This window comes from Salinivibrio sp. VGrn1 (assembly GCF_009377995.1).
Taxonomy (GTDB): domain Bacteria; phylum Pseudomonadota; class Gammaproteobacteria; order Enterobacterales; family Vibrionaceae; genus Salinivibrio; species Salinivibrio siamensis.
The window spans coordinates 339,277-353,137 of record NZ_SATA01000003.1 but is presented as its reverse complement, the minus strand read 5'-3'; the positions used below and the strand labels follow the sequence as shown (position 1 = coordinate 353,137).

10 protein-coding genes are annotated in these 13,861 nt (G+C 49.2%); 6 read left to right on the top strand and 4 right to left on the bottom strand.

The window, feature by feature from the left end:
- Positions 1–132: 132 nt before the first annotated feature.
- Positions 133–1,215, bottom strand: coding sequence for a 3-phosphoserine/phosphohydroxythreonine transaminase (gene serC, locus EHW56_RS07305; protein WP_046073497.1), 1,083 nt, complete (start codon positions 1,213–1,215; stop codon positions 133–135).
- A gap of 214 nt (positions 1,216–1,429) precedes the next feature.
- The gene (gene gyrA, locus EHW56_RS07300; RefSeq protein ID WP_152794832.1) at positions 1,430–4,105 is read right to left on the bottom strand and encodes a DNA topoisomerase (ATP-hydrolyzing) subunit A; all 2,676 of its coding nucleotides are present in this window, start codon (positions 4,103–4,105) and stop codon (positions 1,430–1,432) included.
- A 630-nt stretch (positions 4,106–4,735) separates the two neighbouring features.
- Between gyrA and ubiG the strand changes: the two genes are divergently transcribed.
- From ubiG to yfaE, 5 genes are all read left to right on the top strand, one after another.
- A complete protein-coding gene (gene ubiG, locus EHW56_RS07295; RefSeq protein WP_152794830.1) occupies positions 4,736–5,446 on the top strand; it encodes a bifunctional 2-polyprenyl-6-hydroxyphenol methylase/3-demethylubiquinol 3-O-methyltransferase UbiG in 711 nt (236 codons plus the stop codon).
- Between the two features lie 24 nt (positions 5,447–5,470).
- Entirely contained in the window at positions 5,471–6,127 is a 657-nt protein-coding gene (gene gph, locus EHW56_RS07290; RefSeq protein WP_077579235.1) for a phosphoglycolate phosphatase, read from the top strand.
- Positions 6,128–6,523: 396 nt separating this feature from the next.
- On the top strand, positions 6,524–8,812 hold the full coding sequence (gene nrdA, locus EHW56_RS07285; RefSeq protein ID WP_046073501.1) for a class 1a ribonucleoside-diphosphate reductase subunit alpha: 2,289 nt from the start codon (positions 6,524–6,526) through the stop codon (positions 8,810–8,812).
- Between the two features lie 52 nt (positions 8,813–8,864).
- A complete protein-coding gene (gene nrdB, locus EHW56_RS07280; protein ID WP_077579233.1) occupies positions 8,865–9,998 on the top strand; it encodes a class Ia ribonucleoside-diphosphate reductase subunit beta in 1,134 nt (377 codons plus the stop codon).
- Positions 9,995–10,285 (top strand): class I ribonucleotide reductase maintenance protein YfaE, encoded by a 291-nt coding sequence (yfaE, locus tag EHW56_RS07275; protein ID WP_046073503.1) that lies wholly within the window; start codon positions 9,995–9,997, stop codon positions 10,283–10,285. The genes nrdB and yfaE overlap by 4 nt, the downstream gene beginning before the upstream one ends.
- Positions 10,286–10,321: 36 nt before the next feature.
- Here the strand turns inward: yfaE and EHW56_RS07270 are convergent, their stop codons facing one another.
- Positions 10,322–11,575, bottom strand: coding sequence for a CinA family nicotinamide mononucleotide deamidase-related protein (locus EHW56_RS07270; protein WP_370517141.1), 1,254 nt, complete (start codon positions 11,573–11,575; stop codon positions 10,322–10,324).
- Positions 11,576–11,801: 226 nt separating this feature from the next.
- On the opposite strand from EHW56_RS07270, the gene tyrP reads away from it, so the two are divergent.
- Positions 11,802–12,974, top strand: coding sequence for a tyrosine transporter TyrP (gene tyrP / locus EHW56_RS07265; RefSeq protein ID WP_046073504.1), 1,173 nt, complete (start codon positions 11,802–11,804; stop codon positions 12,972–12,974).
- A 73-nt stretch (positions 12,975–13,047) separates the two neighbouring features.
- Here tyrP and EHW56_RS07260 read toward each other — a convergent pair whose 3' ends face one another.
- The gene (locus tag EHW56_RS07260) at positions 13,048–13,773 is read right to left on the bottom strand and encodes a sulfite exporter TauE/SafE family protein (RefSeq protein WP_152794828.1); all 726 of its coding nucleotides are present in this window, start codon (positions 13,771–13,773) and stop codon (positions 13,048–13,050) included.
- Positions 13,774–13,861 lie beyond the last annotated feature (88 nt).

Here is a 13,861-nt window from a genome sequence, read left to right as displayed (position 1 = left end):
CTCACAATTATTATTTTTATCACCTTCAGTGAAGAGAAAGCAAAAGCCGCCTCTAACAAGGAAGCGGCTCGTTTTTCACACGGTTTTCTACTTAACACCGTTAAAAGACGCAGCCATCGCTACCGTCTGTCATTAGCCATATTTTTTCTCGAACTTGGCCATAAAGTCGACCAACGCTTGCACCCCTTCAAGGGGCATGGCGTTATAGATAGAGGCTCGCATGCCACCCACATCTCGGTGGCCTTTCAGCGCATGTAAGCCTTGTTCCGTTGCTTCAGCGAGGAAAGTCTCATCCAGGTCGCTGTTCGCCAACTGAAACGGCACATTCATCAAGGAACGATTGTCTTGGTGAATGTCATTACGATATAAGCTCGATTGATCAATAGCTTGGTAAAGCAAGGCTGCTTTTTGTTGATTGCGTGCATAAACGGCTTCAATCCCGCCTTGTTTTTTCAGCCATTTAAAGACTTCGGCGGCCAGATACCAGGCAAAGGTCGGCGGCGTGTTGAACATCGAGTCTTTCTCTACCAAGACCTTGTAATTAAGCACACTAGGAAGTACATCTCGCGCCAGTCCCAATAAGTCGTCACGTACAATCACCAGGGTCAGCCCTGCAGGGCCAATGTTCTTTTGCGCACCGGCGTAGATCACCCCATATTTAGATACGTCAATCGGACGCGACAAGATGGTCGATGACATATCGGCAACAATGGGTTTATTGGTCTCAGGCAAATCATTAATTTCAATGCCATCAATGGTTTCGTTAGGGCAGAAATGGACATAGGCTGCATCATCACTCAGTAGCCAGTCTTTCGCCGGCGAGATTGCACGTTTCCCCTCTCGCTCGCGGCGAACATTGATAACGTTGGGCGTACAATAGCGCTTGGCCTCTTTGACCGCACTTTCTGCCCAGTAACCGCCATCGACATAGTCTGCGATGGTGTGGTTCCCCATGAGATTCATGGGCACCGCGGCAAACTGTGCACGCGCGCCCCCTTGGCAAAATAGAATATGGTAGTTGTCAGGAATCACTAGGAGTTCGCGCAAATCTTGCTCTGACTGACGAGCAACGTTTAAGAATGCTTTGCTGCGATGCGACACTTCCATGACCGAGGTACCAAGGTCTTGCCAGTTCATCAATTCTTTTTGTGCTTTTAGCATCACTTCACGCGGCAACATCGCGGGGCCTGCGGAGAAATTATATACCTTATCCATGTTGGGGAGGGGCTCCTGCTTATTCATCACTTGTGGCCAGGAGGCCTACAAGGATTGACTCTGTTTTAAATGGTGTGTGATTGATTTAACACGTTTCGTGCGCAATTTGAAAGCGCCAACGCAGATTCGATCACAATTTCCATGCTCTCCTGTCAATAGGCAATAAAAAAGGGTGCAGTTCACTGCACCCTTAAGACGTTATCTAAGCGACGACTTACGCGTTTTGATCATCATCAGACGCGGGCGACTGATCGTTATCATCGCGTTGATCATCATCGGTAGGCACTGATGCCTCGCTGCCGTCCGACTGAGTGGTTGTGCCGGCTTCATTGGCCAAGGCTTCCATCTCATCTTCGTCTGGCTCTTCGATGCGCTGTAGGCCCACCACTTTCTCGTCATCACTGACGCGAATCAAGCGTACACCTTGGGTGTTACGCCCCACTTGACTCACCTCTTCTGCGCGAGTACGGACTAAGGTCCCCGCATTAGTGATCATCATCAGCTCATCGCCTTCACAGACTTGGATGGCACTGACAACGTCGCCATTACGCTCAGAGACTTTGATCGAAACCACCCCTTTGGTCGCACGACTCTTGGTTGGGTATTCTGCCAACGCTGTACGTTTACCAAAGCCGTTCTCGGTCACGGTCAAGATTTCCGCATTCTCTTGCGGCACAATCAAAGAGACGACCTGATCGTTTTCAGCCAATTGAATGCCTCGTACCCCCGCGGCGGTACGACCCATCGCGCGAACGGTGTCATTCGATGCGAGGAAGCGCACTACTTTACCGAATTGCGAGAACAGCATGACTTCACTGCTATCATCAGTGAGCTGGGCCCCAATCAGGCTATCGCCCTCACGCAAGTTCACTGCAATGATCCCGGCGCTACGTGGACGGCTAAAGTCAGTCAGTGGTGTTTTCTTCACGGTACCATGAGCTGTGGCCATAAAGACGTATTTGTCTTCTTCATACTCACGCACTGGCAGGATCGCGGTAATACGCTCATCTTCTTCCAGCGGGAGTAGATTCACAATTGGCTTACCGCGCGCATTACGCGATGCATGCGGCAGCTGATAGACTTTCAGCCAGTACATACGCCCGCGCGTCGAGAAGCACAGTATTGTGTCATGGGTATTAGCAACCAGCAGTCGCTCAATGAAGTCTTCATCCTTCATTCGCGTCGCTGATTTCCCCTTACCGCCACGGCGCTGCGCTTCATAATCGCTCAGAACCTGATACTTAACGTAACCATCGTGTGACCAGGTCACTACTACGTCTTCTTCATTGATAAGATCTTCAATATCAATGTCTGCACTCGCGGCAGTAATTTCGGTGAGGCGTTTATCGCCAAAACCATCACGGACGGCTTCGAGCTCTTCGCGGATCACTTCCATCAAGCGCTCGGTACTGGCCAAGATATGCAGCAGCTCCGCAATTTGCTCGAGCAGGCCTTTATACTCGTCCAGGATTTTTTCGTGCTCAAGCCCGGTGAGCTTGTGCAAACGTAAATCCAGAATCGCCTGTGCTTGTTGTTCAGTGAGGTAGTAAGAGCCATCATCACGGGCACCAAATTCTGGCGCCAACCATTCAGGACGCGCGTTTTCGCCACCCACAGCTTCCAACATGGCAGACACGCCACCGAGTCCCCATCCTTGATCTTGTAGCTCTTGTTTGGCTACCGCAGGCGTAGGGGCTTGACGAATAAGCTCAATGACTTCGTCGATGTTCGCCAGTGCAACCGCCAAGCCTTCCAAGATATGGGCACGGTCACGGGCTTTGCGTAATTCATAGACCGTGCGACGTGTGACCACTTCACGGCGGTGGTTAACAAAGCACTCAAGCATCCCTTTTAGGTTAAAGAGCTTCGGCTGGTTATTATCCAGCGCCACCATATTAATGCCGAATGACGTCTGTAATTGGGTTTGCGCATAGAGGTTATTAAGTACTACCTCAGCCACCGCATCACGTCGACACTCAATAACAATCCGCATGCCGTCTTTATCAGACTCATCGCGTAGCGCGGAAATGCCATCAATTTTCTTGTCTTTAACCAGCTCGGCAATCTTTTCAATCAAACGCGCTTTGTTGACTTGATAGGGGATTTCATTGACAACAATGGTCTCTTTACCATTTTTGTCGGTTTCGATATCCGCCTTGGCACGCAAGTAGATTTTTCCACGCCCTGTTTTATACGCGTCTTCAATCCCTTTGCGACCATTAATCATTGCCGCTGTCGGGAAGTCTGGGCCTGGAATGTGCTCCATCAGCTCATCAATAGTGATATCTTCATTATCGATATACGCCAGACATCCGTTAACAACTTCAGTAAGGTTGTGAGGTGGGATGTTGGTTGCCATCCCGACCGCAATCCCGGAGCCGCCGTTAACCAGCAGGTTGGGGACACGCGTTGGCAATACGTCCGGGATTTGCTCAGTACCATCATAGTTCGGCACATAATCCACGGTTTCTTTATCGAGATCGGCAAGCAGCTCATGGGCAATTTTCGCCATGCGCACTTCGGTATAACGCATTGCGGCTGCTGAATCACCGTCGATGGAGCCGAAGTTGCCTTGGCCATCTACCAACATGTAGCGCAGTGAGAACGGTTGCGCCATGCGCACAATCGTATCGTATACCGCACTATCACCATGCGGGTGATATTTACCGATTACATCGCCGACCACACGGGCCGATTTCTTATATGGCTTGTTCCAGTCGTTACCAAGTACGTTCATCGCGAATAATACGCGGCGGTGTACTGGCTTTAGGCCATCACGCACGTCAGGAAGAGCTCGGCCAACAATGACGGACATTGCATAGTCGAGATACGAGCTTTTTAGCTCCTCTTCGATATTGACTGGCGTGATCTCTTTAGCAAGATCGCTCATGGAGCCAACATCCCTCAAATAATGTTTGCGTATTCAAATACGTGACCACGGAGAATAACACAAACCCTCTTTGGAGACACGCGAATATGGCTAAGATGTATCACGGATCTCGTTAGCAGGCGCTCTGAACGCGTCTACACGGACAAAAAGCCACCACTTGCGTAGCTAACTATGGTTTTTTTACTAGGAAAGCCCACAAGGTGTCTGAGCGCGAAAAAGGAATAATTAGCTTAACTTGAGCACAAGATCACTTTTTTAGCAGGGGCCGAACTATCAACCATACTTAGAAGTGACATGCCTGACCGACCTAACGTTGGTCAACTTGATACTAAAGAGGAGGCATGATGCTCACTCGTATCGTTAACGCGATTGGTGCCTGCCTAATCGCAGGCAAATACCTTTTGGCTGGAATAATAGCGACCAGCGCCATCTTAACCGCGGCGTAACGCCGCTCCCTTCTGCACGGCGGTGGCTGGCCGTCGTGCTATTTCTTTATCTCTACATGTTACCTCCCACTCAGCGTCGCCGATCCCTATTCACGACACCCACCGGTCCCGCGAGAAGCACGGCTTCTTTTTATCGCGTTGGATTTCGTTATAATGCAGCAAAACCGATAAGGAAGCTGCAGTTATGAGCCAAGTACCCAATGTCGATCCGGCAGAAATTCAAAAATTCGAGGATATGGCCTCGCGTTGGTGGGATTTAGAGGGTGAATTTAAACCTTTGCATCAAATCAACCCATTACGCCTCGATTATGTCTTGGATAAAGCGGGCGGATTATTCGGCAAAAAAGTACTTGATGTCGGATGCGGCGGCGGCATCTTAGCTGAAAGCATGGCGCAGGAAGGAGCGGAAGTGACAGGACTGGACATGGGAAAAGAGCCTCTCACCGTCGCGCGGCTGCATGCCCTCGAAGCCGGAGTCGATGTGCACTACATCCAATCAACCGCGGAAGAACATGCCAGCAGCTATGCGCAGCAATACGACGTTGTCACTTGTATGGAAATGCTCGAACACGTGCCTGAACCCGCCTCCGTGATTCAAGCCTGTGCACAGATGGTAAAACCCGGTGGTCATGTCTTTTTCTCGACACTGAGTCGCAATGCCAAATCTTGGCTGTTCGCGATCGTCGGCGCGGAGCATGTGCTTAAATTGGTTCCCAAAGGCACCCATGAGCACCATAAGTTTATTCGCCCCTCAGAGCTGATGAACATGATTGATAACACCCCGCTAACGGCCAAAGACATGACAGGGCTGCATTACAACCCGGTGTTTGATACCTACAAACTTTCCAACGCCAATGTCGATGTGAATTATCTCGTTCACACCGTCGCGCCCTAGCCGACTGATAAGGAGCTCGCCAGCATGATCCCATCGACCATTCTCTTTGATTTAGATGGCACCTTGCTTGACACCGCCCCCGACATGGGTGAGGCCGCTAACCGCGTCCTCGCCGAGTTTGACTTGCCTCCTTTAACACGCGAGCAAATTTATACCCATACAAGTTTCGGTGCGCGCGGCCTGTTAAGTGCTGGGTTTGGCGAACAAGCACAATATCAAGACCCTGTTGCCCTCCGTGCGCGTTTTCTTCATCACTATGGGGACGCGATATGTCATGGCACCCAGCTTTACGCTGGCATAGACACCCTGCTCGATAAGCTGGATCAGTTACGTATCCCTTGGGGCATTGTGACGAATAAGCCCGAAGGGCTCACGCATCAGTTACTCGCCTTCTTCCCACGCCTGCAAAAGGCCAAAGTCATCGTTGGCGCCGATACCTATGCTCATGCCAAACCGCACCCTATGCCTTTGCTTGAAGCAGCCAAAAGCCTCAATTGTGTGCCACAACAAGGGCTGTATGTCGGAGACATTGAAAACGATATATTAGCGGCGCGCGCGGCGAATATGGGCGCAGCCGTCGCAGGATGGGGTTACACCGGTGATCAAGCCTTAGTTCATAATTGGAAAGCAGATCATATTTTCGCCAAGCCTGATCAACTTAGCGCCATTCTTGGATCCTAGTCACACCCCACATTTTGTGGGGTTTGCTGTCTTTTCAATCAGTTAAAAACGATCACTGATCATCGCTAAGATCAACCAAAATAAATTTTTTTTATTACCAATTTTTGCCTTTCAGTGATTGAAATTCTCACTAATCTTGTCGGCCTTGCGTCACTAGGTTGGTGATTACTAACTTTAGATATAACATCCCCAAGATATCCACACCCACCCTAACAAAGACTGGCTTGCAAAAAGCAGGTTATATCACTATCTTGTAACCGACTCGGACATCGCCCCCTATATATAGTGTATGAGCGACGAGATGTCCGCATAGAGGCCGACCAAAAAATCATCAGCATTTTATAAAAACTTGCGAAAAAGAGCAGTTTGGCAAGGGAATATTGGGAAAGCATACAAATGAACCAAGAAATTACCGTATTAAAGCGTGATGGACGCAAAGAAAACTTAAACCTCGATAAAATCCATCGCGTAGTGACTTGGGCTGCCGAAGGCCTCTCAAACGTTTCTGTTTCTCTGGTTGAGATGCGCTCTCACATCCAGTTTTACGATGGCATGCGCACGGAAGATATTCACGAGACAATCATCAAAGCCGCTGCCGATCTAATCTCCGAAGAAAGCCCAGATTATCAATATCTTGCGGCGCGTTTGGCCGTCTTCCACTTACGTAAAAAAGCCTATGGCCAGTTCGAGCCACCTAAGCTGGTTGATCATGTCAAAAACATGGTCGAGAAAGGCAAGTATGATAAGCATATCTTGGAAGATTACAGCGAAGAGGAGCTCGATACCCTAGACAGTTACCTCGATCACTGGCGCGATATGAACTTCTCATACGCCGCGGTGAAGCAGCTGGAAGGTAAATACCTGGTGCAAAACCGTGTCACCGGTGAGATTTACGAAAGCGCACAGTTTTTGTACATGATGGTCGCTGCCTGCCTGTTTGCGTCATACCCTAAAGAAACGCGTTTGGACTACATTCGTCGTTTTTATGATGCTGCCTCGCAGTTTAAGATCTCACTGCCAACGCCTATCATGTCCGGCGTACGTACGCCTACACGTCAATTTAGCTCTTGCGTATTGATTGAGTGTGACGATAGCTTGGACTCTATTAATGCCACATCCAGCGCGATTGTTCGCTATGTATCACAACGCGCAGGTATAGGTATTAACGCGGGCCGTATTCGCGCGTTGGGTAGCCCTATCCGAGGTGGCGAAGCCTTCCACACTGGCTGTATCCCGTTTTATAAATATTTCCAAACGGCGGTGAAATGCTGCTCGCAAGGCGGCGTTCGTGGTGGCGCAGCAACCTTATTCTATCCAATTTGGCACCGTGAAGTGGAATCGCTGCTGGTATTGAAAAACAACCGCGGTGTAGAAGAAAACCGTGTACGCCATATGGATTATGGTGTGCAAATCAATAAGTTGATGTATACCCGCCTACTTAAAGGTGGCAACATTTCCTTGTTCTCTCCGTCAGATGTGCCTGGCTTATACGACGCCTTTTTCGAAGACCAAGACGAGTTCGAGCGTCTATATACCCAATATGAAGCGGATGCCTCTATCCAGCGCGAAACAGTCAAAGCGGTTGATCTGTTCTCACTGATGATGCAAGAGCGCGCCTCAACAGGCCGTATCTACGTTCAAAACGTTGACCATTGTAATACCCATAGCCCGTTTGATGCATCGGTGGCACCTATTCGTCAGTCGAACCTGTGTTTAGAAATCGCGCTGCCGACCAAGCCACTGAACAATGTTGAAGATGAGAACGGTGAGATTGCACTGTGTACGCTATCCGCCTTTAACCTGGGTGCGCTTGAATCACTCGACGAGCTGGGTGAACTGGCCGACTTGACCATTCGTGCGCTTGATGCGTTATTGGACTATCAAGATTATCCGTTACCTGCCGCGCGCAAAGCGACCATGAACCGCCGTACACTCGGTGTGGGTGTGATTAACTTTGCCTATCACCTCGCCAAGCACGGTGTACGTTATTCGGATGGCAGTGCGAATGGCCTTACGCACCGTACCTTTGAAGCGATTCAATATCACTTATTGCGTGCATCCGTGGAGCTGGCGAAAGAAAAAGGCGCGTGTCCTGCGTTTAACGAAACCACTTATTCGCAAGGTATCCTTCCTATCGATACCTACAAGAAAGACTTGGATGCGATTTGTGATGAGCCGTTACACTTGGATTGGGAAACCTTGCGCAAGGATATCCAAACCCATGGTTTGCGTAACTCAACACTGACCGCTTTGATGCCATCAGAAACGTCGTCACAAATTTCAAATGCCACCAATGGCATTGAACCACCACGTGGTTTTGTCTCGGTGAAAGCCTCAAAAGATGGCATTCTCAAACAAGTGGTACCTGAGTATCACAAGTATAAAGATAATTACGAACTGCTCTGGAACATTGGCAGCAATGAAGGCTACTTACAGCTAGTCGGTATCATGCAAAAATTCGTCGACCAAGCGATTTCTGCCAACACCAATTATGATCCGAGCCGACATGCAAGCGGTAAAGTTCCTATGAACCAGCTGCTTAAAGATTTGCTCACCGCGTACAAACTGGGGGTTAAAACCCTGTACTACCACAACACCCGTGATGGCGCGAGCGATGGTCAGTCGGAATCAACCGCGGCGCAAGCTGCTGAAGACGATTGTGCCGGCGGTGCATGTAAGATCTAACACACGACATGCAAAGGGCCTCTGGGCCCTTTTCTAGAGGTTTATAAGATTCATGGCTTACAGTACGTTTTCTAAAATCAACAATGACCCGCTCAAAGAACCCATGTTCTTGGGTCAGTCCGTTAATGTTGCCCGCTACGATCAGCAAAAATATGAAATTTTTGAAAAACTGATCGAAAAGCAGTTGTCGTTCTTTTGGCGCCCAGAAGAAGTGGACGTATCGAGCGATCGTATTGATTACAACAAGCTACCTGAACATGAAAAGCATATTTTCATCAGTAACTTGAAGTATCAAACGTTGCTGGACTCTATCCAAGGCCGCAGCCCTAACGTCGCGCTACTCCCATTGGTCTCTATTCCAGAACTCGAAACCTGGATTGAAACCTGGAGCTTCTCTGAAACCATTCATTCTCGCTCTTATACCCACATTATTCGTAATATTGTGGCTGATCCGGCGATTGTGTTTGATGACATCGTGATGAATGAGCACATTCAAAAGCGCGCAGAAGACATTGCCCAGTATTATGATGACCTTATTCAGCTGAGTAACTATTATCACCAACTTGGCGAAGGGACGCATTCGATCAATGGCCAGACAGTCACAGTCAGCCTGCGCGCGCTGAAGCGCCAGCTGTATTTGTGCCTGATGTCGGTCAATGCGCTTGAAGCGATTCGCTTCTATGTCAGTTTTGCATGCTCCTTTGCCTTTGCCGAGCGTGAACTGATGGAAGGTAATGCTAAGATCATCAAGTTTATTGCCCGTGACGAAGCCTTGCATCTGACTGGCACGCAGCACATGCTCAACATTCTACGTAGCGGTCAAGACGACCCTGAGATGGCCGACATTGCCAAAGAATGCGAGCAAGAGTGTTTTGATCTGTTCAAGAAAGCGGCTGAGCAAGAAAAAGACTGGGCTGAGTATTTGTTCCGTGACGGCTCGATGATCGGCCTGAACAAAGATATCTTGTGTCAGTATGTTGAATATATCACCAACCTAAGAATGTCTGCCGTGGGTTTAGCGCCTGCCTATGACAATGCGACACAAAACCCCATTCCTTGGATTAACGCTTGGCTGTCCTCGGATAATGTTCAGGTGGCCCCACAGGAAGCAGAAATTAGCTCATACCTAGTCGGTCAGATCGACAACGAAGTCAGCGTCGAAGACTTTGGTGACTTCGAACTATGACCCGCATCACCATCGAAGTGAACGGCATAACGGTGGGTGGCAACACCCACCAAAACTTGCTAGAGCAGTTAGAAGACGCCGGTATTCAGCCTGAATATCAATGCCGAAATGGCATGTGTGGCGCATGCCGCTGTAAGCTTAATCAAGGGTCTGTCACGCAGGGAGAAAGCATGGCCTTTGTGATGCCAGGCGAAATCCTCGCTTGTCAAAGTGCGCCGCAGACTGATGTGTCCATTGCGTTCGACTACCAACCCGCTGACATCAAGAAACAAGTTAACGAGGCGTAATACAATCGCCTCGCCTTCCCTTCTCTTACCGACCTTCTATTCTATGCTGTCTGCATCAATATAAATATCGTCATGTCGCGTCAGTGAGGCATAATCGGCAATCACCGTATATCCATTTAAATAACGCCTTAACATATCTAACAATACAGTGGAGATGTAGCAGCGCGCATCGTCGTGAGACAGTTGCCGTTTAAAGCTTAAACGCTGCCCCCACTCACCCTCGGGCGTGGAGATAGCCACACAGATTTGTCCGTGAAGTTCCGGACCACAGGCAAGGCCAATTTGCTTTTGCTCGGGGCTGATCGTCGCACTGGCCATCGCCAGTGAGGCTGCTAACGGATTGGCCAACGCTTGCTCTGGCACATGGGCGTTCGACATCACCCAGCCTTGTTCAACCAAATAAGCCGCTTGCCCATTGAGTAAGCTTGATAGCCAGCCACCGGTGAACTGCTCAGCCACTTTCAACGCAATACCGTGACGATTAACATCAAACGCTAATGCTGAAGCCATTGGCTCATTATATGACACCACATAATCAGCGAGCCGCTGTTGCAGCGCCTCAAGTATGGTGTCTTTTTCATCATGCTCTGCATCAATAAACAGCTTCACCTCAATAAAAGGCAAACTCGAGCGATATCCCAGTGACACATCGTCAGGAAGCACTAATGATGCCATCACGTCACTGATCCCGGACTCTGACAAGCCAAATGTAAACAAACGGTAACACGATCGCGCTTTTGCCGCGTAAACATGTAACAACTCAGGAAGGATTTGGCGCTCAACCATGTCGAAAAACTCAGAGGGCACACCAGGTGTAAAATAAAAATGACATCCATTGAGTTCACAGTGAAAACCACACGCCGTCCCTTTCGGGTTCTCAATTAAGCGCGCACCGTCAGGTAACATCGCTTGCTTAAGGTTGCTTTGTGCCATCGGCCGGCCGTGTCGCTCAAAGCGCTGTTTCAGCTCATCAAGCCACGCTTCGTTCAGTGTTAGCTCAACCCCCATCGCCGATGCCATTGCTGCCGTAGTGAGATCGTCTGTGGTCGGTCCCAGTCCTCCGTTCACAATGACCACTTGCTCTGTCTGTGATAATCGAACCAGCTCGATCGCCATATCATCAAGGTCATCTCCAATGGTCACGCGACGAGACATTGTTAGCCCGTTCTCAAATAATGTCCTTGATAGCCATGCTGCATTGGTATCCGTGATATCTCCCAGCAACACTTCCTCTCCGGTAGAAAGCATCGCGATTTGTGACATTGGTGCTTGATGTTGTTGGTTTTCCACCCTGCCGCTCCTTATTGGTCACCGTGATTCGTCTTTGATTATGACATTAGACCGCTCGATTCACTACCCCATCCTAACCGTACACTTTACTTTACTTATACGTACCTTTAGCATTACACGCATCCGTTTTTTTATCTGCATAGACAGTGCACAATGCGCATAAATTCACGTTATCTTTTGTGCGAACACAACAATTAACTTTTTATTAACACTGGTTAAACATAATATGAATAAAGTACTAGGAAGTTCGCTGATTATCGCAGGGACAACCATTGGCGCAGGCATGCTAGCTTTACCACTTGCCTCCGCTGGTATTGGATTTGGGGCATCGATGGCATTAATGGGGGCGATGTGGGCTCTGATGACCTACACAGCGCTGTTAATGCTAGAGGTCCATCAGTACGCTGACGCGGATGCCACATTGCACAGTCTGGCCAAACAGTTTTTAGGGGATAAGGGCAAGTGGCTTGCCTCATTCGCCATGTTGTTCTTATTTTACTCTCTGTGCGCTGCTTATATTGCGGGCGGTGGGAGCCAGCTCAATGAGAAGCTGGCACAATGGTCAACCATCGAGCTACCGCCAGCAGCCGGTGCAGTGTTGTTCACCCTCGTATTTGGCTTAGTGGTGACTCTGGGTACGAGTAAAGTGGATTTAATCAACCGTGGTTTATTTACTGTTAAAGTCTTATTCCTGATTTTAGCGTTAACCTTACTCACCCCACACGTCTCCAGTATTAACCTCGTAGAGATGCCAGTCGAAAAAGGGCTCTTGGTCGCTGCACTGCCCGTTATTTTCACCTCTTTTGGCTTCCACGGCAGTATCCCCTCGATTGTACGTTATGTCGGGATAGATCTGCCTTCACTACGTAAAGTGATGATCGTCGGCTCGACTCTTCCACTTGCACTGTACATTTTTTGGCAAGTCGCGAGTTTAGGAACAGTGGCACAAGCTACCTTGGTGCAAAACGGTGAACTGTCTCAGTTCGTTGCCATCATCCAATCGGTGGTGCAACAAGATTATATCGCCTCCAGTATTTCGCTTTTTGCTGATTTAGCCTTAGCCACGTCATTTCTCGGCGTTAGCTTAGGATTATTTGACTTTATTTCCGATAGCTTTAATCGCCAAGACAGTGTGCGTGGCCGCTTGCAAACCGCCGCTATTACTTACTTACCGCCTTTGGTGTTCGCACTTTTCTACCCTCAAGGGTTTATCACTGCGTTAGGTTACGCGGCAATTGCTCTGGTGATTCTTGCGGTGGTGCTACCTGTGCTGATGGTGCGTAAAGCACGTCAAACCGTCTCGACGGATGAGCATTATCAGGTGATTGGTGGGAATCTTGGCCTTAGCTTGGCAATGGTGGGAGGCATAAGCGTTGTGGTGGCACAGTTTATAGGCTGATCATCGTTCGCGAAGTATCCAATGATTCAATGGCGCCCCACTGACTCTGGGGCGTCATTGCGTTTTACGCGTTTCATCCACCCATCAAGCCGCGTACCAGCGTGCTGACCCCAGCTAAGGTACAGAGTAGCAACATTGCCCGACGGACGAGATGCGGTTTCACCTTTGGTGCGACCCGATAAGCAAGCCATGTCGCCACCAGTACAGCAGGCACCGCAAAAGCCGCTTGCTTTAAGTGCCACCATGTCAGAAAGTCCGTGGCGCTTAAGGCGATCAAAGACAAGATGCAGCTGATCGCAAAGTACCCCGCCAGGCATGCGCGCATCTTATTGACATCAGCGTGTTGCAGTACAAGGGCCATTGGCGGGCCACCAATACTCGTCGTCGTGCCCATCACCCCAGAGGTAAAACCGGCGACAAAAAAGTTTCGTCGATTAGGGGCAATGTCAAAGCGCATGACACTGGCCAATACTGCGATTAAGACGGCTGCCCCGATGATAATTTCCAGCATTTGTGTTGTGACGACCAACATCACGCCTCCGGCCACGGCAGTACCTGGCACACGGCCTAAGTAAGCCCAACTAAGATCACGAAATGAGAGTTGATGCCGATATTGCCAAGCATTAATGCTCGCCAATGTCAGTCCCACCATAGAAATGGTGGTTGGGACGAGTTTGGGATCAATCATCAGCAATAGTGGTGCCGCCACAATCGCCATACCAAAGCCTACCAAGCTTTGCACAAAACAGCCGAGACCCAAGATCATGGCCACCGCTATGGAAACGCCGATATCAGGCATAAAAAGTAACTTCAGGTAAAGATAGGTAACCAGAGTGTAACGATTTACTCAATCTTGAGCGAGCTTTTACGGCTGATCATCTTATCGA